This is a genomic window from Trinickia sp. (genome assembly GCF_036503415.1).
In the GTDB taxonomy this organism is placed as follows: domain Bacteria; phylum Pseudomonadota; class Gammaproteobacteria; order Burkholderiales; family Burkholderiaceae; genus Trinickia.
This window is the reverse complement of sequence record NZ_DASXWY010000118.1, coordinates 14,577-32,036: the sequence shown is the minus strand read 5'-3', so window position 1 is coordinate 32,036 and position 17,460 is coordinate 14,577. Positions and strand designations below refer to the sequence as shown.

General features: G+C 61.9%; 19 protein-coding genes and 1 pseudogene. 10 read left to right on the top strand and 10 right to left on the bottom strand.

The window, feature by feature from the left end; translation table 11 throughout:
* Positions 1-8: 8 nt before the first annotated feature.
* The gene (gene ahpC / locus VGL01_RS15265) at positions 9-572 is read left to right on the top strand and encodes an alkyl hydroperoxide reductase subunit C (RefSeq protein WP_331570717.1); all 564 of its coding nucleotides are present in this window, start codon (positions 9-11) and stop codon (positions 570-572) included.
* Between the two features lie 93 nt (positions 573-665).
* The gene (ahpF, locus tag VGL01_RS15260) at positions 666-2,267 is read left to right on the top strand and encodes an alkyl hydroperoxide reductase subunit F (RefSeq protein WP_331570709.1); all 1,602 of its coding nucleotides are present in this window, start codon (positions 666-668) and stop codon (positions 2,265-2,267) included.
* Between the two features lie 128 nt (positions 2,268-2,395).
* On the opposite strand, the gene fae is transcribed toward ahpF, so the two are convergent.
* Positions 2,396-2,929 carry a formaldehyde-activating enzyme gene (fae, locus tag VGL01_RS15255; RefSeq protein ID WP_331570707.1) on the bottom strand — a complete coding sequence of 178 codons (534 nt, stop codon included), beginning with the start codon at positions 2,927-2,929 and terminating at the stop codon, positions 2,396-2,398.
* Positions 2,930-3,124: 195 nt separating this feature from the next.
* The gene (locus tag VGL01_RS15250) at positions 3,125-3,544 is read right to left on the bottom strand and encodes a secondary thiamine-phosphate synthase enzyme YjbQ (protein ID WP_331570705.1); all 420 of its coding nucleotides are present in this window, start codon (positions 3,542-3,544) and stop codon (positions 3,125-3,127) included.
* Between the two features lie 96 nt (positions 3,545-3,640).
* Here VGL01_RS15250 and VGL01_RS15245 point away from each other — a divergent pair, with 96 nt between their 5' ends.
* Positions 3,641-4,138, top strand: a complete 498-nt coding sequence (locus VGL01_RS15245; RefSeq protein WP_331570703.1) for a GNAT family N-acetyltransferase — start codon at positions 3,641-3,643, stop codon at positions 4,136-4,138.
* A 114-nt stretch (positions 4,139-4,252) separates the two neighbouring features.
* Here VGL01_RS15245 and VGL01_RS15240 read toward each other — a convergent pair whose 3' ends face one another.
* Positions 4,253-4,426 (bottom strand): hypothetical protein, encoded by a 174-nt coding sequence (locus VGL01_RS15240; protein WP_331570701.1) that lies wholly within the window; start codon positions 4,424-4,426, stop codon positions 4,253-4,255.
* Positions 4,427-4,657: 231 nt separating this feature from the next.
* On the opposite strand from VGL01_RS15240, the gene VGL01_RS15235 reads away from it, so the two are divergent.
* The 3 genes and pseudogenes from VGL01_RS15235 to VGL01_RS15225 all read left to right on the top strand — a co-directional run bounded on the left by VGL01_RS15235 (position 4,658) and on the right by VGL01_RS15225 (position 7,693).
* Complete coding sequence (locus VGL01_RS15235; protein WP_331570699.1) at positions 4,658-4,975, top strand: DUF4148 domain-containing protein; 318 nt, start codon at positions 4,658-4,660, stop codon at positions 4,973-4,975.
* Positions 4,976-5,445: 470 nt separating this feature from the next.
* Positions 5,446-6,198: pseudogene (locus tag VGL01_RS26150) on the top strand (S10 family serine carboxypeptidase-like protein); the annotation flags it as partial.
* Between the two features lie 1,102 nt (positions 6,199-7,300).
* On the top strand, positions 7,301-7,693 hold the full coding sequence (locus VGL01_RS15225; protein WP_331570695.1) for a 2-oxoglutarate dehydrogenase: 393 nt from the start codon (positions 7,301-7,303) through the stop codon (positions 7,691-7,693).
* 29 nt (positions 7,694-7,722) lie between these two features.
* Here the strand turns inward: VGL01_RS15225 and VGL01_RS15220 are convergent, their stop codons facing one another.
* Entirely contained in the window at positions 7,723-8,469 is a 747-nt protein-coding gene (locus VGL01_RS15220; protein WP_331570693.1) for a GNAT family protein, read from the bottom strand.
* Between the two features lie 38 nt (positions 8,470-8,507).
* Positions 8,508-9,224, bottom strand: a complete 717-nt coding sequence (locus VGL01_RS15215; RefSeq protein WP_414720271.1) for a pyridoxamine 5'-phosphate oxidase family protein — start codon at positions 9,222-9,224, stop codon at positions 8,508-8,510.
* A 71-nt stretch (positions 9,225-9,295) separates the two neighbouring features.
* On the opposite strand from VGL01_RS15215, the gene VGL01_RS15210 reads away from it, so the two are divergent.
* Positions 9,296-10,786, top strand: a complete 1,491-nt coding sequence (locus tag VGL01_RS15210) for a PLP-dependent aminotransferase family protein (RefSeq protein WP_331570689.1) — start codon at positions 9,296-9,298, stop codon at positions 10,784-10,786.
* 27 nt (positions 10,787-10,813) lie between these two features.
* Here the strand turns inward: VGL01_RS15210 and VGL01_RS15205 are convergent, their stop codons facing one another.
* From VGL01_RS15205 to VGL01_RS15195, 3 genes are read right to left on the bottom strand one after another with little or no spacing between them, the layout of a single operon-like run.
* A complete protein-coding gene (locus VGL01_RS15205; RefSeq protein ID WP_331570687.1) occupies positions 10,814-11,230 on the bottom strand; it encodes a VOC family protein in 417 nt (138 codons plus the stop codon).
* On the bottom strand, positions 11,227-11,784 hold the full coding sequence (locus VGL01_RS15200; RefSeq protein WP_414720270.1) for a helix-turn-helix domain-containing protein: 558 nt from the start codon (positions 11,782-11,784) through the stop codon (positions 11,227-11,229). Before VGL01_RS15200 ends, VGL01_RS15205 begins: the two co-directional genes overlap by 4 nt.
* A gap of 56 nt (positions 11,785-11,840) precedes the next feature.
* Positions 11,841-12,179 (bottom strand): hypothetical protein, encoded by a 339-nt coding sequence (locus tag VGL01_RS15195; RefSeq protein ID WP_331570685.1) that lies wholly within the window; start codon positions 12,177-12,179, stop codon positions 11,841-11,843.
* Between the two features lie 198 nt (positions 12,180-12,377).
* Between VGL01_RS15195 and VGL01_RS15190 the strand changes: the two genes are divergently transcribed.
* Positions 12,378-13,847, top strand: a complete 1,470-nt coding sequence (locus VGL01_RS15190) for a PLP-dependent aminotransferase family protein (protein ID WP_331570683.1) — start codon at positions 12,378-12,380, stop codon at positions 13,845-13,847.
* A gap of 127 nt (positions 13,848-13,974) precedes the next feature.
* The gene (locus VGL01_RS15185; RefSeq protein WP_173256948.1) at positions 13,975-14,169 is read left to right on the top strand and encodes a hypothetical protein; all 195 of its coding nucleotides are present in this window, start codon (positions 13,975-13,977) and stop codon (positions 14,167-14,169) included.
* 86 nt (positions 14,170-14,255) lie between these two features.
* Here VGL01_RS15185 and argG read toward each other — a convergent pair whose 3' ends face one another.
* The gene (gene argG, locus VGL01_RS15180) at positions 14,256-15,590 is read right to left on the bottom strand and encodes an argininosuccinate synthase (RefSeq protein WP_331570681.1); all 1,335 of its coding nucleotides are present in this window, start codon (positions 15,588-15,590) and stop codon (positions 14,256-14,258) included.
* A gap of 251 nt (positions 15,591-15,841) precedes the next feature.
* Here argG and VGL01_RS15175 point away from each other — a divergent pair, with 251 nt between their 5' ends.
* Complete coding sequence (locus VGL01_RS15175) at positions 15,842-17,089, top strand: MFS transporter (RefSeq protein WP_331570679.1); 1,248 nt, start codon at positions 15,842-15,844, stop codon at positions 17,087-17,089.
* A 25-nt stretch (positions 17,090-17,114) separates the two neighbouring features.
* Here the strand turns inward: VGL01_RS15175 and VGL01_RS15170 are convergent, their stop codons facing one another.
* A complete protein-coding gene (locus VGL01_RS15170; protein ID WP_331570678.1) occupies positions 17,115-17,426 on the bottom strand; it encodes a cupin in 312 nt (103 codons plus the stop codon).
* Positions 17,427-17,460: the final 34 nt, after the last annotated feature.

Genomic DNA, 17,460 nt, shown 5'->3' with positions numbered 1-17,460 from the left:
TACGCGAAATGTCGATCATCAACAGCCAAGTCAAGCCGTTCAAGGCCACCGCTTATCACAATGGCGACTTCGTGACGGTCACGGACGAGACGTTCAAGGGCAAGTGGTCCGTCGTTTTCTTCTACCCGGCCGATTTCACGTTTGTCTGCCCGACGGAGCTCGGCGATCTGGCTGATCGTTATGCCGAATTCCAGAAGCTTGGCGTCGAAATCTACAGCGTGTCGACCGACACCCATTTCACCCACAAGGCGTGGCACGACACGTCGGACACGATCGGCAAGATCAAATATCCGATGATCGCGGACCCGACGCGTGCGATTGCGCAAAACTTCGATGTCCTGATCGAAGAAGAAGGTCTGGCATTGCGCGGCACCTTCGTCATCAACCCCGAAGGCCAAATCAAGCTGTGCGAAATCCATGACAACGGCATCGGCCGCGATGCAGGCGAACTGCTGCGCAAGGTGCAAGCTGCGCAATACATTGCGGCTCACCCGGGCGAAGTCTGCCCCGCGAAGTGGACGCCCGGCGCCGAAACGCTGACGCCGTCGCTCGACCTCGTCGGCAAGATCTAAGCCTTTCCCGTCGGGCTGGATGCGGCGCCGTCTGCTCGATGGCGCCGCGTGCAGCCTGCCTTTTTCCGCCCCATTCGACATACCGGATCAGCCATGCTTGACGCGAATCTCAAGACCCAACTGAAATCATATTTGGATAAAGTCACGCGGCCTATCGAGATCGTCGCATCGGTCGACGACACGGCCAAATCGCAAGAGCTGCTCGCGCTGTTGCGCGAGATCGCCACGCTGACCGAACGCGTCGCCGTCATCGAACGGCGTGACGACGACGAACGCAAACCGTCGTTTTCGATCGGCGAGCCCGGCAAAGCCGCGAGCATCCGGTTTGCCGGCATTCCAATGGGGCACGAATTCACGTCGCTCGTGCTCGCGCTGCTTCAGGTTGGCGGGCACCCCATCAAGCTCGAACAATCGGTGATCGACCAGATCCGCGAGCTCGACGGCGATTACACGTTCGAAACGTATTTCTCGCTGAGCTGCCAGAACTGTCCGGAGGTGGTGCAAGCGCTGAACGTCATGGCGCTCATCAATCCTCGTATCCGTCATATCGCGATCGATGGTGCGCTGTTTCAACACGAAGTCGAGTCGCGCCAGATCATGGCCGTGCCCACGATGTTCCTCAACGGCGCGGTATTCGGGCAAGGCCGCAGCGGCGTCAAGGAGATTCTCGCCAAGCTCGACGGCAACGCCGGCGCGAAGGCCGCCAAGGCGCTCGAGAACAAACCTGTTTTCGATATGCTCATCGTCGGTAGTGGCCCCGCGGGCGCCGCGGCCGCAATTTATGCCGCGCGCAAAGGTATCGCGACGGGTGTCGCGGCCGAGCGTTTCGGTGGTCAGGTACTCGATACGCTCGCCATCGAGAATTTCGTTTCGGTGCAGGAAACGGAAGGTCCCAAGTTCGCCGCCGCGCTGGAAGAACACGTGAAGCGCTACGAAGTCGACATCATGGACGCGCAGCGGGCGCAGGCGCTCGTGCCCGGGGAAATCAACGAAATTCATCTGGCCAACGGTGCGGTGCTGAAGGCGAGGACTGTGGTGCTGGCCACTGGCGCGCGCTGGCGCGAAATCGGTGTGCCAGGCGAGCGCGAGTATCGCAATCGCGGTGTGGCGTACTGTCCGCACTGCGACGGTCCGCTCTTCAAAGGCAAGCGCGTGGCCGTCATCGGCGGCGGCAATTCGGGTGTCGAAGCGGCGATCGATCTCGCCGGCATCGTTCGGGAAGTCACGTTGCTTGAATACGGCGAAACGCTGCGCGCGGACGAAGTGCTGCAACGCAAGCTGCGCAGCCTTTCGAACGTGACGGTCGTGACGCGGGCACAGACGACGCAGATCGAAGGCGACGGCAAGAAAGTGACGGCGCTCAGCTATAACGACTTGCGTTCGACCGAGGCGAAGCGCATCGAACTCGAAGGCGTGTTCGTGCAGATCGGACTCGTTCCGAACACCGAATGGTTGAAGGGCACCATCGAGCTCTCCTCGCACGGCGAAATCATCGTCGATGCGAAAGGCGCGACGTCGCTGCCGGGTGTGTTCGCGGCCGGTGACGTTACGACGACCCCGTTCAAGCAGATCGTGATTGCCGTCGGCGAAGGGGCCAAGGCGTCGTTGGGTGCATTCGATTACCTGATTCGCAGCGGCACCGGGCAGCCGGTCAGCGTGCCTGCGACTCGGGAAGCCGAAGCCGCGCTTGCCTGAGGCGGGTCCGAAAACCGCAAGAGAAAAAACGAACGGCGGGCACCGCTCCATTCGAGCGATGCCCGCCGTTCGTCGTTCAGCGATTGTCGTTCAGCGTTTACCGCGCCGCTTGCCGCCGCTTACCGTTTTCAGCTCCAGTCATCCATATCGTGCTTGATCGCATGACGATTGGCGATCAGCGTCTCGACGCTCGGCTCGTTCGACATGGCGCGTTGGATGGCGAGCTTGGTTGCTTCGTAGTTGGTGCGATACATATCCTTCTTGTCGAAATCCGGATCCGTCACGCACCGCGGATCGATCCAGACGAGGCTGATGATGCATAGCTCGTTGGCCTGATCTTTGGGCAGGATGCCTTCGATCAGGCAATCGACGACGGCATCCGCGGTGGCCGATTGCACGACGCCGCCGAAAAGCTCGATGGTGGCCATATCCTTCAATGTCACCTTCGGGACCATGATCGTGGCCGGACGCACCATTTGGTTGCAGGCTCGAATGGCGAACATCGCCGTATGGCCTTTCGTCTGGGCCATCATATTGGCGAAGGCGTGCCCGACCGGGCCGTCGACGCGGCCGATCAAAATCTCGGGCATCGCATCGGTGGCCTGGCCCGGCGCCGCGAAAACGGTAGCTTCGCCCGCGCGAAAGGTCATATCAATGGGCATGGAATCGACTCCTTTTGAAAGTGCAACGACAAACGATTGAACATCCGTATTCCGGCAATCGAAGGGGGCGGTGAATGCAATGTTGATGCCGGCTGTCGAAGGGCCGCCGTGGGCCCCCGCTCGCGTTTGTCGAGGGAGCAAAGTGTCAGCATTCCGAGACACAGTGATCCGTCGAGGCAGGAACCAACGCTGCCACTATTGCCCGATGAGGTGGAGCACGATATCGCGCGTATGCGGTTGCCGCCGGTGTTCGAACACGTAGATGCCTTGCCAGCTGCCCAGCGCGAGCCGGCCATTTTCGAGTGGGATGGTCAACTGGACTTGTGTCAGCGCGGCGCGCAGATGTGCAGGCATGTCATCCGGGCCTTCGGTGTCATGCTCGTACCGGTTCGGGTCCTCGGGTGCGACGGTCTCGAAGTAGCGCTCGAGATCGCGGCGCACCGAAGGATCGGCATTTTCCTGTATGAGCAGCGAGGCCGAAGTATGGCGGCAAAAAACGGTGAGCAAGCCGTTGTCGATCGGCTGGCGATCGACGAACTCGCTAACCTCCGTCGTAATCTCGACGAGTCCTCGGCCGCGCGTTCCGACATGCAGATGTTCGAGGGCTTGGCGCATTTGGGGTTCTCCGGAACGGCAGTTCCTGCACAACGAAACCAAAGGTAACATGCTCTAGCGAAGAATTCGCAACCCAACACAGGAGTCAATAAGCGAATGGAAATTGCGATACGGGACGCGATACCCGCCGATGCGTCCGTCATCCTCGACTTCATCAAGGAATTGGCAACTTACGAGAAGGCTGCGGATCAGGTCGTTGCGACGGTCGATTCGATCAGGAGCGGTCTTTTCGGCGACCGCGCACACATTCGTGCGCGCATCTGCGAAGTGGATGGGCAGCCTGCTGGCTTTGCCCTTTACTTCTTTTCCTTTTCGACATGGCAGGGGCGTAAAGGCCTGTACCTGGAGGACCTTTACGTCACACCGCGCTTTCGCGGCGCGGGCGCCGGCAAGCACTTGCTGCACGATCTCGCCAGAATTGCCGTCGCTACGGGATGCGGACGTTTCGAATGGAGCGTGCTCGATTGGAACGAACCCGCCATTCGGTTCTATGAATCCGTTGGCGCGAAACCGCAGAGCGAATGGGTCCGCTATCGGTTGACCGGCGACGCGTTGCAAGCATTTGCGGACGACCGCGAGATCAAGGCCGATTGATGGCTGCGTCGCTCGAGGCGCGCGTGCGGCGTTGGGCTTCCTTTACCAATCGGGCAGCGACATGGGGACGCCGTGCTTGCTGCGGGCCGCATGCCGCTTGCCAAGTCATGCGCGTCAGCCCACCGGCGTTTCGCCTTCGCCCGGCTTCTTGCCTGGCTTGTCGGCGGGTGACTGCTTGCGTGCCTGATCGCCGCGTTCGGGCATCTTGCTGCGCGCGTCGTCGTTATGGTGCGCGGGTTTCGGGTGCTTGAAATCGGCCTGCTGGGTATCGTTTCTCGTCTGATTCATGGTGTGCTCCGTTCGGTCGTCCAGCGTGAAAAAGACAGCAAATCGCGCGCCTGAGCCAACATTGCGGTAGGGCGCGGTTCCGACAGACAAAATTGATTCGCCCCCGAAATAATCGGTGATAAAGCGGTAATGAACTGCTCGTCGTTTCTTAAGTTTCGTCGACTATCCTGGATAGTGCCACTTTTCGAATGCCACTTGGCCCGTGGCCGAAACTACGGAGGTATGTCGATCATGAACGGTTTATTCCGTACTGTCGTTATCTCGTCCGCGCTCGCGCTGCCTGCATTCGCGCTCGCGCAGCAAACCAACGGTCCGGTGACTCGAGAGCAAGTTCAAAACGACCTGCGTCAACTCGAGGCGGCGGGCTATAGCCCGGCTGCCGGCGAAAACGCTCAGTACCCAAACGATATCCAGGCCGCTGAAGCGCGCGCGCAAGGCGCCGCGCAGACCGGCATCGGCGGTGCGACGAGCGGCACGTCGCAATCCGGACGCTCGATGGAGCCCGCCCCGGAATCAGCTCAGCCGTCGACAATGCAGCCGCCGCAGTAATCGCGGAACATGCGTTGACCTGACCTCGTCCATGGCCAGGTGCCGCGCCTCCAAGCGCGTGCAACCTGGCCTCTTCACAAGTGCCGCTCGTTCGGCCATCAAAAACACAAAAATAGCGTTCCGCGGAATTCCTCCTTGCCAGGTGTCATCGAATCGCAAGCCCCCGCCTCGATATGCCTCGATATGCGCTCCTTTTGAATCTGACAAATTGAAAGAATAGAGAAGCGCCTTGAATTGAGCATTGTTTACGATCGACCGTCTTGACAAAGTCAAACCTTAAATCTAGTTTCACTATCGTTGAATGGAAAGTCGGACACTCCCAAAAATGGTAGTGAAGTAATAACAACCTCTGATTCGCATAGAAATGCTGATTTAGTCGGTAAGTGCTCGTATTTTTTATTGAAAATGACGGGCTGGAAATCGGCTTGTCTGTTATTCGCCGTCGGCCCGTTCAACCATGAAGGACAGACATGAGACCGGACCTCAGCTGTAGCGCCAGTAGCGCGGGCCGCCAGGGACACTTCATCTGGCTCGGCGCATTGGTGATGGCAACGACGATTCTCTCAGCCTGTGGCGGCGGAGATGGCGGGTCATCCGCGGCATCGAGTGCAATGCACGCGAGCGCGGGCGCAAGCCAGCTCGCCAATCAGGCGCAGACGGCGAATCAGCCCTATACCGATCCAATTGCCTATTCACCGCATGCGAAAGACGGCCTCGATGCGTCGCAAGTCGCTGAGAAATCCGCTGTCATGCATTACCAATGGACGTCCGGCGGGAAGACGCTCAATTACACGACGACCACGGGCCATTTGACCGCATCCGACGCGAATGGCAAGCCCGAAGCGACGATGTCATACGTGGCGTATACCGTGCCGAGCACGAACGGCACGCCGCGCCCTGTGACGTTCTTCTATAACGGCGGGCCGGGCTCTTCGTCGATCTGGCTGCGGCTTGGATCGTTCGCGCCGACGCGTGTCGCCACCCCGGACCCGCTGCTGACGAACTGGCCCAACTATCCGCTCGTCAACAACGAGCAAAGCCTCATCGATACGACCGATATGGTCTTCATCGATCCCCCCGGTACGGGCCTCTCAGAGGCCATCTTGCCGTACATGAATCAAACGTTCTGGGGTTGCGATTCCGATGTCGGCGTCATGCGTGATTTCATCAGGCGTTATCTGGCGGCGAACAACCGCGGTGATTCGCCCCTTTATCTCTTCGGCGAGTCGTACGGCACGCCGCGCACCGATATGCTCGCGCTTGCGTTGGAATCGGCCGGCGTGCATTTGTCTGGCATTGTCCTGCAGTCGTCGATTCTGAATTACTTCGCCGATGCCATCGAAGCGGTGGCGATCACGAATTCGACGAGCGCGCTTGCGCTGGACACCGATACGTTGAGCGGCTATCTGCCGGCCTATGCGGAAGTCGCGGCCTACTATAACCAGGTCCAGCCCGCGCCGGTCGATCCCGGCGTCTATGCCTGGCAAGTCGCGACGTTCGTGACCGGCGAATATCGGCAGTTCCGCAAATACGCGCAGACCTGGGTGCTCAGCCAACTGGGCATTCCCGACGCGCTGGGCAAGCCCGTACTGCCGAATCAGAACGTACTGTCGTCGTGGACCTGGAGCTCGGGCATGACGATGCAGGCGTTGAACGGTTACTTCAACGTGAACCCGTTCTTCACGGCATTGTTGCCCGGGACGACGATCGGTCGTTACGACGGACGCGTGTCGCTGCCGAACTCCGATCCGCGCCTGCAAGCCGATTCCGACCCGTCCGACATTCTCATCGCGCAGCCATTCGCGAACGCACTGGCAACGCAAATGCCGGACTACCTTGGCTATAGCGCGCCGAACGCCACGTTCATGCCGCTCAACGACGAGATCATCCAGGTGTGGGACTTCTCGCATGACGGCCAGCCGTTGCCGGACACGGTGCCGGATCTGCTGGCTGCGCTGACGCTTAATCCGCAACTGAAAGTGCTCTCGCTGAACGGCTACCATGATCTCGCGACGCCCTTCTTCAACACCGAGAAGCAGTTGGCTCGTTTGCAGACGGTAGCTGGCCTGTTCCCCAATCTGCAGGTCACGTTCTACCCCGGGGGGCATATGATTTACCTTGACGACACGGCGCGTCCGCAGATGAAGGTCCAACTGGCTGATTTCTATCGGGGGCAGTGGATTCCAGGCGCGCTCGGCCTCTGGATGTTGCCTCCGCCGTGGCGCGACGAGGCGCCGGCCGGCACGCCGACCGAGACCGCGCAGACTTCGGCACTCTAGCCCGCGATCGCGGTCAATTCGGACACTTATCTATCGAGAGCTCAACATGTCTCCAATCGATATCCGACGTGGCGCTGTCCTGATCGCTGTTTGCCTGGCGGCAGCCAGTGCCCAGGCGACACCTCAGGCCGTCGCTCCGGTCACACCCGCGCATCCCGGCGGCGGCGTGGACGGCCCGTATTTCCCGCGCGAGCGCGTCGCACCCGTCGCGCCGTCGACGGGTGCGCTGCTCAAGCAACAAGCTCAACAGCGGCTCGAAGCGCGCCTCGGCGCGCATTCGGCACTCAGCAACGGTGCGGCCATCACCAAGGCCCAGGCGCAGCAAAACGGGCTGGGATACATCGCCCGGCACTTCGATGAAATCGACACCGCGCATACCGGGCGCGTTTCATTGAGCGACGTGCGGCAATATCTGCAGCAAAAACAGCAGCATCAGTGATCGATGCCCAGCGCGGCGACGCCCGCAGTTCACGCGTCGCCGCGCTGCGATTCGATCAATGCGCGAAGCGACAGGCGCTGGCGTCCCTCGGCATCGAAGTTCTCCGGTGCCAGCCAGTGCTCGAAACCTGCCTTGATGGCAGGCCATTCGCGATCGATGATCGAAAACCAGGCCGTATCGCGCGAACGGCCCTTATAGACGATCGCCTGGCGAAAGCAGCCTTCATACTGGAAGCCATAGCGCAGCGCGGCAGCGCGCGACGGTGCATTCAGACTGTCGCACTTCCATTCGAAGCGGCGGTAGCCGAGCTCGTCGAAGACACGTCGCATCAGCAGATACATCGCCTCGGTGGCCAGGGTCGTTTGTTTCAGCCGGGGCGAATACGCCACGTGGCCGACCTCGATGACACCGTTCGCGCAGTCGATACGCATCAGTGCGAAGGTGCCGAGCGCCTCGTTCGACACACGATCGACGATGGCATGATGCAGCGCGTCCGTGCTGGCCGCGTTCCGCTCGAGGTATGCGCGCAAACGCGCTTCATCGGTGAGCGGCTCGGCGTTCGCCATATAGGTCCAATCGCGCGTATCGGGCGCCATGCTGAACGAACGCCACAGCGCGGGGCCATGTCGGTCGACGTCGAGCGGCTCGATCCGGCACAGGCGCCCATCGATCGGCGTGCGCGGCGGCCACTCGCGCGGCGTCCAGTCGGGCAGCGAAGGACCGATCGGCTGATCGAACTCATTGAGGATCGGCGAGGCATCGCATGTCGGGCTCATGGTTTCTCCTGGTCTTTGCGCGCTTCCGAGGGCAGTATTCATGCTTTCGCCGCTTCGTGCCAGTCGAGCACGTAACGGGGCGTCTCGCCCGGTGAGGCCGCGGCGATTGGCGCCCGCGGTGCGAGCGCCAAGGGCAGTACGCCAGCCCATACGGGCAACTCCAAATCTTCCTCGTCGTCATTCGGGCCGCCCGTGCGGACCTTGCACGAGGCTTCGTCGAGCGCGATACGCAGCACCGTGGTGGCTGCGAGTTCCTTCGCGTTGCCGGGACGCGCATGTCGCGACCGCCCGGGAGCGAGCGTTTCCATGAACGCATCGAGTGTGGCGGCCTTCTGCGATTCGGGCACGACCTCGAATACGCCGTAGATGATCGCGCAGCGGTAGTTCATGGAATGATTGAACGCCGAGCGCGCGAGGACGAGCCCGTCCAGATGCATGACGGTGATGCACACCTGTGCTCCGTCGGCCGCGAGTTTGAGCATGCGGCTGCCGTTCGAACCATGCACGTATAGATGGTTGCCCTCCCGCCAGCATGCGGTGGGAATGTTGTGCACGCCCTCCGAATCGGCGAAGGCGATATGGCAGACGTAGGCATCGTCGACGATCGCCTCGAGCGTGGCGCGATCGTATCGGCCCCGTTGCGGTACGCGCCTCACGCGCGTACGGGTAGAGCTTGGCGAATTCGTTTCTTCCGCGGACATCGTTGCCTCGTTGTGGTTCGTAAAACGCCAAGCGTAGAAAAAACGTGGCACCATGGGTAGACCCACGAAACGACGATATTTTGGGGCCACGATTCGATGTCACCGATGCCACCGATGGAGCCGCGATGGACTACGTGTTGATGTTCGCCGAATACGCACGCGAAGTGCAAGGGAGTGCGGACGCCCGTCAGTCCCGACAGCAGCGGCTTTATGCGTGCTTGCGAGCTGCGATTTTGCGCGGGACGATCGCGTCTGGAACGCGGCTTCCCGCATCGCGCGTGCTGGCCCAGGAGCTCGGCGTCGCGAGAAATTCCGTCCTTTATGCCTATGAGCAACTGGCAGCGGAGGGCTTCGTCGCGGGATCGAGGCAGGGTACGGTGGTGGCGGATGTCGGGCTGACACCGCAAGCGGATGCAATCGAGCATGAGGAGGGCAAGCCGCGGTTATCGCGCCGGGCGTCGAATATCGGCCGGCCGTCGGACGATTATTCGGAGGTCGATGGGGAGCCTCGTGCGTTCGTCCCCGGGCTGCCGGCGCTCGATGCATTTCCGATACGGCAATGGCGGCGTTGTCTGGAGCGTGCGTGGCGCAGCGTCGATTCGACGCGCCTCGATTTCATGTCGGCCGGCGGTAACGTTGCGCTGCGCGAAGCCATTGCCAACTATGTACGGGTCTCGCGCGGCGTGCGTTGCGACGCGGCGCACGTGGTCATTACCGATGGAACGCAAAGCAGCCTCGATCTTTGCGCACGCACGCTTGCCGACGCGGGCGATACCGCGTGGATGGAAGACCCCGGCTACGGCGGCGCGCAGGCGGCATTCCAGTGCGCGGATCTGCGGGTCGTGCCGGTGCCGGTCGATGCGGACGGCCTCGCGCCGCCGCCCGCGTTGTGGCGCGAGGCGCCGCCGAAGCTCATCTACATTACGCCGTCACATCAGTATCCGCTCGGTTCGGTCATGAGCCTCGAGCGTCGGCTGATGCTGTTGCAGGCGGCCAGCGCGTGCGGCGCATGGATCCTCGAGGACGATTACGACAGCGAGTTTCGTCACCAGGGTACGCCGCTCGCGTCCTTGCAGGGTTTGGCCCCCGACGCGCCGGTCGTCTATCTCGGCACGTTCAGCAAGGTGATGTTTCCGGCGCTCAGGGTCGCGTTCATCGTCGCCCCGTCTGTGCTCGCGCATCAATTGGTCAAAGTGGCGAGCCGCTTGATGCCGATGGGCCGCCTTGCGGAGCAGCTCGCGCTTGCGGAATTCATCGACTCGGGATATTTCACGCAGCATCTGCGGCGGATGCGCAAGCTCTATGGCGAGCGGCGCGAGGCGTTGCTGGATGCATTGCATCGTCATATGAGCGGCTTGCTGACCGTTTCGGCGGGCGCGGGAGGCATGCATTTATCGGCGCGGCTCGATATGCCCGTCGACGATATTGCCGTCAGCGAGGCGGCACGTGCACATCGCCTTACATTGCGACCGCTTTCGCCGTTTTGTCTCGATGCGGCGGCACGCGCGGACTACCGCGGGCTGGTGCTGGGCTACGGTGCGCTGGACGCACGGCACACGGACGCCGCGGTGCGGCGTATGCGGGGTGTAATCGAAGCGATGGCGCGCGGTACCTGAGAGCGAGTCGATTCCGCGCGCCGATGCTCACGACGCGTTTTGCGCGGCCTGAATCATTTTCCAACCGTTGCCGGCAGGATCGCGGAATCCGGCATCCACGCTGCCGAAGCGGTCCATCGGCTCTTGCGTGAACTCCACGCCGAGGGCATGGAGCTTGGCGTAGCTGGCGCGGCAGTCGGTTACCGAGAGCACCAGGGGCGGCATGGCGCCCTTGGCGACCATCGCGCGCAACGTCCGTGCGGTGGCTTCGTCGTGGATGGGCGGCCCCGGCGTGAACAGGCCCAATTGGAACGAAGGCTGATCCGGATGCTGGACGGTGAGCCAGCGATAGGGCCCGTTGCGCACGTCCGTGTGGACGCGAAATCCGAGTTTGCCGACGTAAAACGCCAGCGCTTCGTCCTGGTCGTCGACGTACAAGCCTACGACGTTGATACCTTCGTTCATTCGACCTCCTTGGGTTCTTTGGATGATGGCCGAACTGTATCGCCGGCCATACGGCGACGCTTCTCCAAAACTGCGATGGTGAGGTCGGGGCGCTGCGCGGCTTTCAGTACGCATGCGGGCACGCGGTCGAGCGCAGGTACGCCGGCCCGAGCCTCCTGGCGCAGGGCGCCGGGGCTCTGGCCGGTGATATCGCGGAAAATGCGGCCGAAAGTGCCGAGGCTCTCCCAGCCGGTGGCAAAGGCGATTTCCGTGATGTCGAGATCGGTGTCGCGCAGCAGGGTAGCGGCCTGTTCGATGCGCCGCGTCAGCAGATAGCGGTGCGGCGGAAGACCGAACGCGCGCTTGAACGAGCGCGCGAAGTGCGCTTCGGAGATGGCGCTGACTTCGGCCAAACGCTTGATCGGCCATGCTTCGTGCGAGGCGGCATCCATCCGGTCTTTGGCACGCAGCAGGCGGCGAAGCAAGGCCGGGTCTTCCAATGGCTCTGCGTCGGCCGACGCCTGAGCCGGGGCCGGGGCCGGCGACGTGGCGCGGGCGTTTTCTCGAGGAGACATAAGGTCCGTCTTTGCGACCGAAATGCGGGTAGTTTAGCTATCCGCTGGGTCGTGCGCTAACGGGCGGGGTGCGGCAGCTTGAGCCAACGGGGAATTGCCGCGTTCGCGATCCATGCGGCACAGCGCGCGAAGGCTGTCGAGGCAGGTTCGACCGCGCCGACTGCGGCCGTTTGGCCCGCAGTGCTTATCTCGACGAACGCATCGCAAGGCAACCGGTACCCCTCTCCTTCGCCGAGACGCACGCGGCTGACAGGTGCGGCATCGAGCAGCCAATTCAGCGATTCGTCCCGATAGCGCAACCTCAGTGTGCCCTCGATTGCAGCGATCGAGCTTCCGCGGCGCAATCGGATGACGTGAATTTGACCTGGAACATACCGCGTTTCGTAAGCTTGCATGGCTGTCGGTCCTGAATGTGAGCGGTCTTTCGAGCTGTTTGCAGACACCTCGAGCTTACGATCGCAGTCAGGGGACGCGACAGACCCAGCATGCGGGAATCTGCAGCGATACAGCGCTTCGTTCGATCCCACTGTATCGGTCCTCAATTCGCCGATCTGTATCTGGCCTGCATGCGATGTTTGGGACACGATCGGCCCATGCCATTGCCCGACGACCCACCATTCGATCTGCCCATGCCCGGCGAGCCACTGTACGAACGGCTCGCGGAACACTATCGCCGCATCATCGGTGCGGGCACGCTTGCTCCCGGCGACCGCATGCCCTCGGTGCGCGCATTCATGAGCCGCCATGGCGTCAGCTTGTCCACCGCGGTCCAAACGTTTCGGCGTCTCGAGGAAGCAGGCTTGCTGAGTGCGCGTCCGCGTGCCGGATATTTTGTGCGCCGACCCGTCACGCGTCTCGAGACCGTACGAGAGCCCGGTATGGCCTCGTTGCCCGACGAAGCGAGATATGTAGGCTTGCACGAACGCGTGTCGCGCGTGATCGAGCGGGCCAGCGCCTGCCCCGGTGCATTGAATCTGGGCGGTGCGACGGCGGTTGCCGGGCTCTATCCAACGACCCGGCTGCAATCATTGACGACGCGTCTCTTGCGTCGCCGCCCAACGTTACTGACGGAGGCCGGTGCCGATAGCGGCGCGCCCGAATTTCGGCAGGCTGTGGCACGGCGTGCATTATCGGCAGGTGTCGTCGTATCGCCCGATGAAGTCATCGTGACGATGGGAGGAGTCGAGGCGGTCAATCTCGCTTTACGGGCGGTGGCGCAGCCGGGCGATACGATCGCCATTGAATCGCCCGCATTCTTCGGACTCCTGCAGATCCTGGAAAGCCTGGGTCTAAGGGCATTGGAGATTCCGACGAGCCCGACCACGGGACTATCGCTGGAGGCGCTCGACATGGCGCTCTCGGCGTACGGCAACGTCAAGGCGGTCGTGGTCGTGCCGCATCTGCAGAATCCGCTCGGCTCGATCATGAGCGACGAACGCAAGGCGGCGTTGGTCAGCATCGGTGCGCGATACGGCGTTGCCATCATCGAGGACGAACCGTATCGAGAACTCGTCGAGGCCGCGGCGGCGCGACCGATCAAGGCGTGGGACCGCGAGGGCAACGTGATTTACTGTCCTTCGCTCAACAAGGTGCTGGCGCCCGGGCTTCGGCTTGGCTGGATGGCGGCGGGCAAATGGGCGAGCCGCATCAAGATGCTCAAGTTCACGCAGAGTCGTCACAACGAGATCCTGCCGCAGCTCGTCGCGGCGGAGTTCCTCGCTTCGGGCGGCTTCGACCGCCATCTGTTTCAATTTCGCGAGCGTTTGCGGGCGCAGCGCGAGGCCGCGGCCGATGCGATCGCACGCTACTTTCCCGAAGGCACGCGCCTAAGCCCGCCCGAGGGCGGGTTGTTACTTTGGGTGGCGCTACCGGAAGGTGTGCGTTCGGAGCGCCTGTTCGAGGCCGCGCTGGCCGTGGGCATCCGGATCGCTCCCGGGGCGATCTTTTCGAATGCCGGTCAATTCGATTCGTTCATACGAATCAGTTGTCCCCGGCCTTTCGATCGAGAGATGGATGACGCGTTGCGGCGGCTCGGTGCGCTTGCCGGCAGCCGGCTGGAATAGGTCCATTAGAGCGCAGGTGTGGCGTACACGCCGCACATTTGCTGCGGAGCGTCGAAACTACGGGAAAACCCGTAGGTATTTTCGATATAATGACGAACCGATCCCGTTTCCAGTTTCGATTCGTCAGATGAAAGCTTTTGAGAAATTTGCCTTTTCCGTCGTCACCCTATTCGGCCTGATGTGTTTTGCCGTCGTGGTGTATGGGCGAAGCCCGGAAGCGCGGGACGCCGTCCATGAAATCGTGAAAGCGGGTACCGCGTGGCCGCTGGGCGCATGCTCGATGTCGCCCGACGACCCCTGCACCATTTATTGGCTGAACTAAACAAAAGGGAGCGCCGAACACTACGGCACTCCCTTTTGTCCTTCCGGCCAGCCGAGCGATGCGAATGGGCGCTACAGCGCCCGTTTTTATTCGCCGCCGTCTTTCAATTGCGGCAAGGCCGACGCCTCGCCGGGGGTCAGCAGGCCGACTTGCGAGTAGATCCGCAGCTTCTCGCGCGTATCGGTGATATCGAGGTTCCGCATCGTGAGTTGGCCGATTCGGTCACGCGGCGAGAACGTCGATTGCACCTTCTCCATCGAGAGCCGCTCCGGCTGATAGGTCAGATTGGGCGACTTCGTGCTGAGAATCGAATAATCGTTGCCGCGGCGCAGTTCGATCTTGACCTCGCCCGTCACGGCGCGGGCCACCCAGTGCTGGGCCGTTTCGCGCAGCATGATGGCCTGGGGATCGAACCAGCGGCCTTGATAGAGCAGGCGGCCCAGCCGACGGCCGTTTTCGCGGTATTGCTCGATCGTGTCCTCGTTGTGAATACCCGTGACGAGGCGCTCATAGGCGATATGGAGCAACGCGAGCCCCGGGGCTTCGTAGATACCGCGGCTTTTGGCTTCGATGATCCGGTTTTCGATCTGATCGCTCATGCCGAGGCCGTGGCGGCCGCCGATCCGGTTCGCTTCGAGCATCAGCTCCACGGCATCCGTGAACTCGACGCCGTTCAGCGCCACGGGACGGCCTTGCTCGAAACGGACGGCGACCTCTTCCTTGGCGATTTGTACGTCATCGCGCCAGAACGCGACCCCCATGATCGGATTGACGATCTTGATGCCGCTTTCGAGGCTCTCGAGATCCTTGGCTTCATGCGTCGCGCCGAGCAGATTCGAATCGGTCGAATAAGCCTTTTCCGCCGACATTTTGTATCCGAAGCCCGCCTGCCGCATGAACTCCGACATTTCGGCACGGCCGCCCAGTTCGTCGATGAACTGTTGATCGAGCCACGGCTTGTAAATCTTGAGGTCCGGATTCACGAGCAGACCGTAGCGGTAAAAGCGCTCGATATCGTTGCCCTTGTAGGTGCTACCGTCGCCCCAGATGTTGACGCCGTCTTCCTTCATCGCGGCGACGAGCATCGTGCCCGTCACGGCGCGGCCGATCGGCGTGGTGTTGAAATACGTCACGCCCGCCGTCGAAATGTGGAATGCACCGCATTGCAGAGCCGCGAGGCCCTCGGCGACGAGTTGCGCGCGGCAATCCACGAGGCGCGCGCCTTCGGCGCCGTATTGCGTCGCGCGGCGCGGGATCGAGTCGTAATCGTCCTCGTCGGGTTGGCCCAGGTTCGCCGTATACGCATAGGGGACGGCGCCCTTGATGCGCATCCAATGCAGCGCGGCGCTCGTGTCAAGGCCGCCGGAGAAGGCGATGCCGACCTTTTGGCCGGTCGGAAGACTCTCGAGAATTGTGCTCATGAGGAAAACCGTTGATTCGGGGTAGGAGAGGTACCGCGAGATTGTAACGCCAGGCAGTCCGCCATTATGACGCAACTCGTGGCGCAGTCGCTCGTATCGTCGGAACGGGTGGTTTCTCGGTGCATGGATGATTTCCTCGCCGGACTACGAAGATGCGGTATGGGAAGATGCTCTACACTCTCCGGCTTAGACCAAAAACCGCGCCCGACAATTCGAAGGCTGCGCCGCTTCGGGCGGACGTGGCGATACTCATGACAGTGCAAACGCCGCAACCCGTGGAATCCCTCGACTCTCCACAAAGCTCAATACATCGCGGTTCCTTTCGGCGTTTTTGGGGGACGCGGGGGTTATCGTCGCTTTCGTTTCAGATGCTCGCCGTCGCGATCGGCTGGCATATGTATGCATTGACGCATAGCGCTTTCGCGCTCGGTCTGGTCGGGCTCGCGCAGTTTCTGCCGATGTTCGCACTGACGCTCGTCGTCGGGCACGTTGCCGACCGCTATGATCGCCGACGCATCATCGCGGTCTGCCAGTCGATCGAAGCGTTGGCCGCCGGTATTTTCCTGCTGGGCACGCTTGGCGGATGGCTCACCGCCCCCGCGATTTATGCGCTGGCGGCCGGGGTGGGGGCGGCGCGCGCGTTCGAGGCGCCGTGCGTGGCTTCGCTGCTGCCGGCTGTGGTGCCGCGCAGCGAGTTGCCGCGCGCGACCGCGCTATCGAGTTCCGCGAACCAGGTCGCACAGATTCTTGGACCGGCGTGTGGGGGTGTCCTCTACGGGGTCGGCCCGAGCGCGGTCTATCTCGCTTGCTTCATCGGTTTTCTCGCCGCGGCGGGTCTCGTCGTTTCGATCCCGTTGCGCGCGAAACCTGTCTCGCGTGCGCCCGTGACGTTCGAGTCCGTGTTCTCGGGCATCGCGTTCATTCGCCGCGACCCGGTCATTCTCGGGGCGCTTTCGCTCGACCTTTTTGCCGTACTGTTCGGCGGCGCTACCGCGCTGTTGCCGATTTTTGCGCGCGATGTCCTATTGACCGGACCTTGGGGTTTGGGTGCGCTGCGCTCGGCGCCCGCTGCGGGCGCGCTCCTCGGCACGCTTTGGTTTGCGCGGTTTCCGCTGCGCACGCGGCCCGGCGCGGCGATGCTCGGCGGCGTGATCGTGTTTGGCGCTGCAACGATCGTCTTCGGCTTGTCGACGAATTTTTTCGTTTCGCTGATCGCGCTTGCCACGCTGGGCGCCTCGGACGTGATCAGCGTCGTCGTCCGGTCGTCGCTCGTGCAATTGCGTACCCCCGACGACATGCTCGGGCGGGTGAGTGCGGTCAACTCGCTTTTCATTGGCACGTCGAATCAATTGGGCGAGTTCGAATCGGGTATCACGGCCGGATGGTGGGGGGCGCGCGCGGCTGTGCTCGTTGGGGGTATCGGGACGATCGGGATTACGTTGCTTTGGATGAAGCTTTTTCCGCCGTTGTTGCAGGTGCGATCGTTCGAGCGTGAGTAACGTTACAGTTACTCGCTCCCGGCTACTACACACTCCCCTCACGCTCGACCACGAGAATGCGCGCCACCCCGCGCGGGTGGGCTACATGCTCGCAGCCAATATCGGCGAAGAAGACGTCCCCCGTTTCGAGCGTGGCGACATGCTCGATCCCGGCGCTTCGATAATGCATGTCCACCACACCGTCGAGTACCGCAAACACCTCTTCACCGTCATTGATGTGCCATCGATACGGCTGATCGGTCCAGTGCAGGCGCACCGTCGTGCCGGCCATATTGGCGATATCGATAGCGTCCCAGGCGCGCCTGCCTTGGAACGCTTTGCTTCGAATAACTTTCAATGCATGGCTCCGTCGATTATCGATACAAAGCGCA

What these genes read in the sequence shown, in the direction of transcription:
- ahpC (WP_331570717.1), top strand. Translation starts at nt 9, where the DNA reads ATGTCGATCATCAACAGCCAAGTCAAGCCGTTCAAGGCCACCGCTTAT.
- VGL01_RS15220 (WP_331570693.1), bottom strand. Translation starts at nt 8,469, where the DNA reads ATGAGCCCGACATGCGATGCCTCGCCGATCCTCAATGAGTTCGATCAG.
- VGL01_RS15205 (WP_331570687.1), bottom strand. Translation starts at nt 11,230, where the DNA reads ATGAACGAAGGTATCAACGTCGTAGGCTTGTACGTCGACGACCAGGAC.
- VGL01_RS15235 (WP_331570699.1), top strand. Translation starts at nt 4,658, where the DNA reads ATGAACGGTTTATTCCGTACTGTCGTTATCTCGTCCGCGCTCGCGCTG.
- VGL01_RS15195 (WP_331570685.1), bottom strand. Translation starts at nt 12,179, where the DNA reads ATGCAAGCTTACGAAACGCGGTATGTTCCAGGTCAAATTCACGTCATC.
- VGL01_RS15175 (WP_331570679.1), top strand. Translation starts at nt 15,842, where the DNA reads ATGACAGTGCAAACGCCGCAACCCGTGGAATCCCTCGACTCTCCACAA.
- VGL01_RS15245 (WP_331570703.1), top strand. Translation starts at nt 3,641, where the DNA reads ATGGAAATTGCGATACGGGACGCGATACCCGCCGATGCGTCCGTCATC.
- fae (WP_331570707.1), bottom strand. Translation starts at nt 2,929, where the DNA reads ATGCCCATTGATATGACCTTTCGCGCGGGCGAAGCTACCGTTTTCGCG.
- VGL01_RS15190 (WP_331570683.1), top strand. Translation starts at nt 12,378, where the DNA reads ATGCCATTGCCCGACGACCCACCATTCGATCTGCCCATGCCCGGCGAG.
- VGL01_RS15215 (WP_414720271.1), bottom strand. Translation starts at nt 9,224, where the DNA reads ATGGTGCCACGTTTTTTCTACGCTTGGCGTTTTACGAACCACAACGAG.
- VGL01_RS15240 (WP_331570701.1), bottom strand. Translation starts at nt 4,426, where the DNA reads ATGAATCAGACGAGAAACGATACCCAGCAGGCCGATTTCAAGCACCCG.
- VGL01_RS15250 (WP_331570705.1), bottom strand. Translation starts at nt 3,544, where the DNA reads ATGCGCCAAGCCCTCGAACATCTGCATGTCGGAACGCGCGGCCGAGGA.
- ahpF (WP_331570709.1), top strand. Translation starts at nt 666, where the DNA reads ATGCTTGACGCGAATCTCAAGACCCAACTGAAATCATATTTGGATAAA.
- VGL01_RS15185 (WP_173256948.1), top strand. Translation starts at nt 13,975, where the DNA reads ATGAAAGCTTTTGAGAAATTTGCCTTTTCCGTCGTCACCCTATTCGGC.
- argG (WP_331570681.1), bottom strand. Translation starts at nt 15,590, where the DNA reads ATGAGCACAATTCTCGAGAGTCTTCCGACCGGCCAAAAGGTCGGCATC.
- VGL01_RS15225 (WP_331570695.1), top strand. Translation starts at nt 7,301, where the DNA reads ATGTCTCCAATCGATATCCGACGTGGCGCTGTCCTGATCGCTGTTTGC.
- VGL01_RS15210 (WP_331570689.1), top strand. Translation starts at nt 9,296, where the DNA reads ATGGACTACGTGTTGATGTTCGCCGAATACGCACGCGAAGTGCAAGGG.
- VGL01_RS15200 (WP_414720270.1), bottom strand. Translation starts at nt 11,784, where the DNA reads ATGTCTCCTCGAGAAAACGCCCGCGCCACGTCGCCGGCCCCGGCCCCG.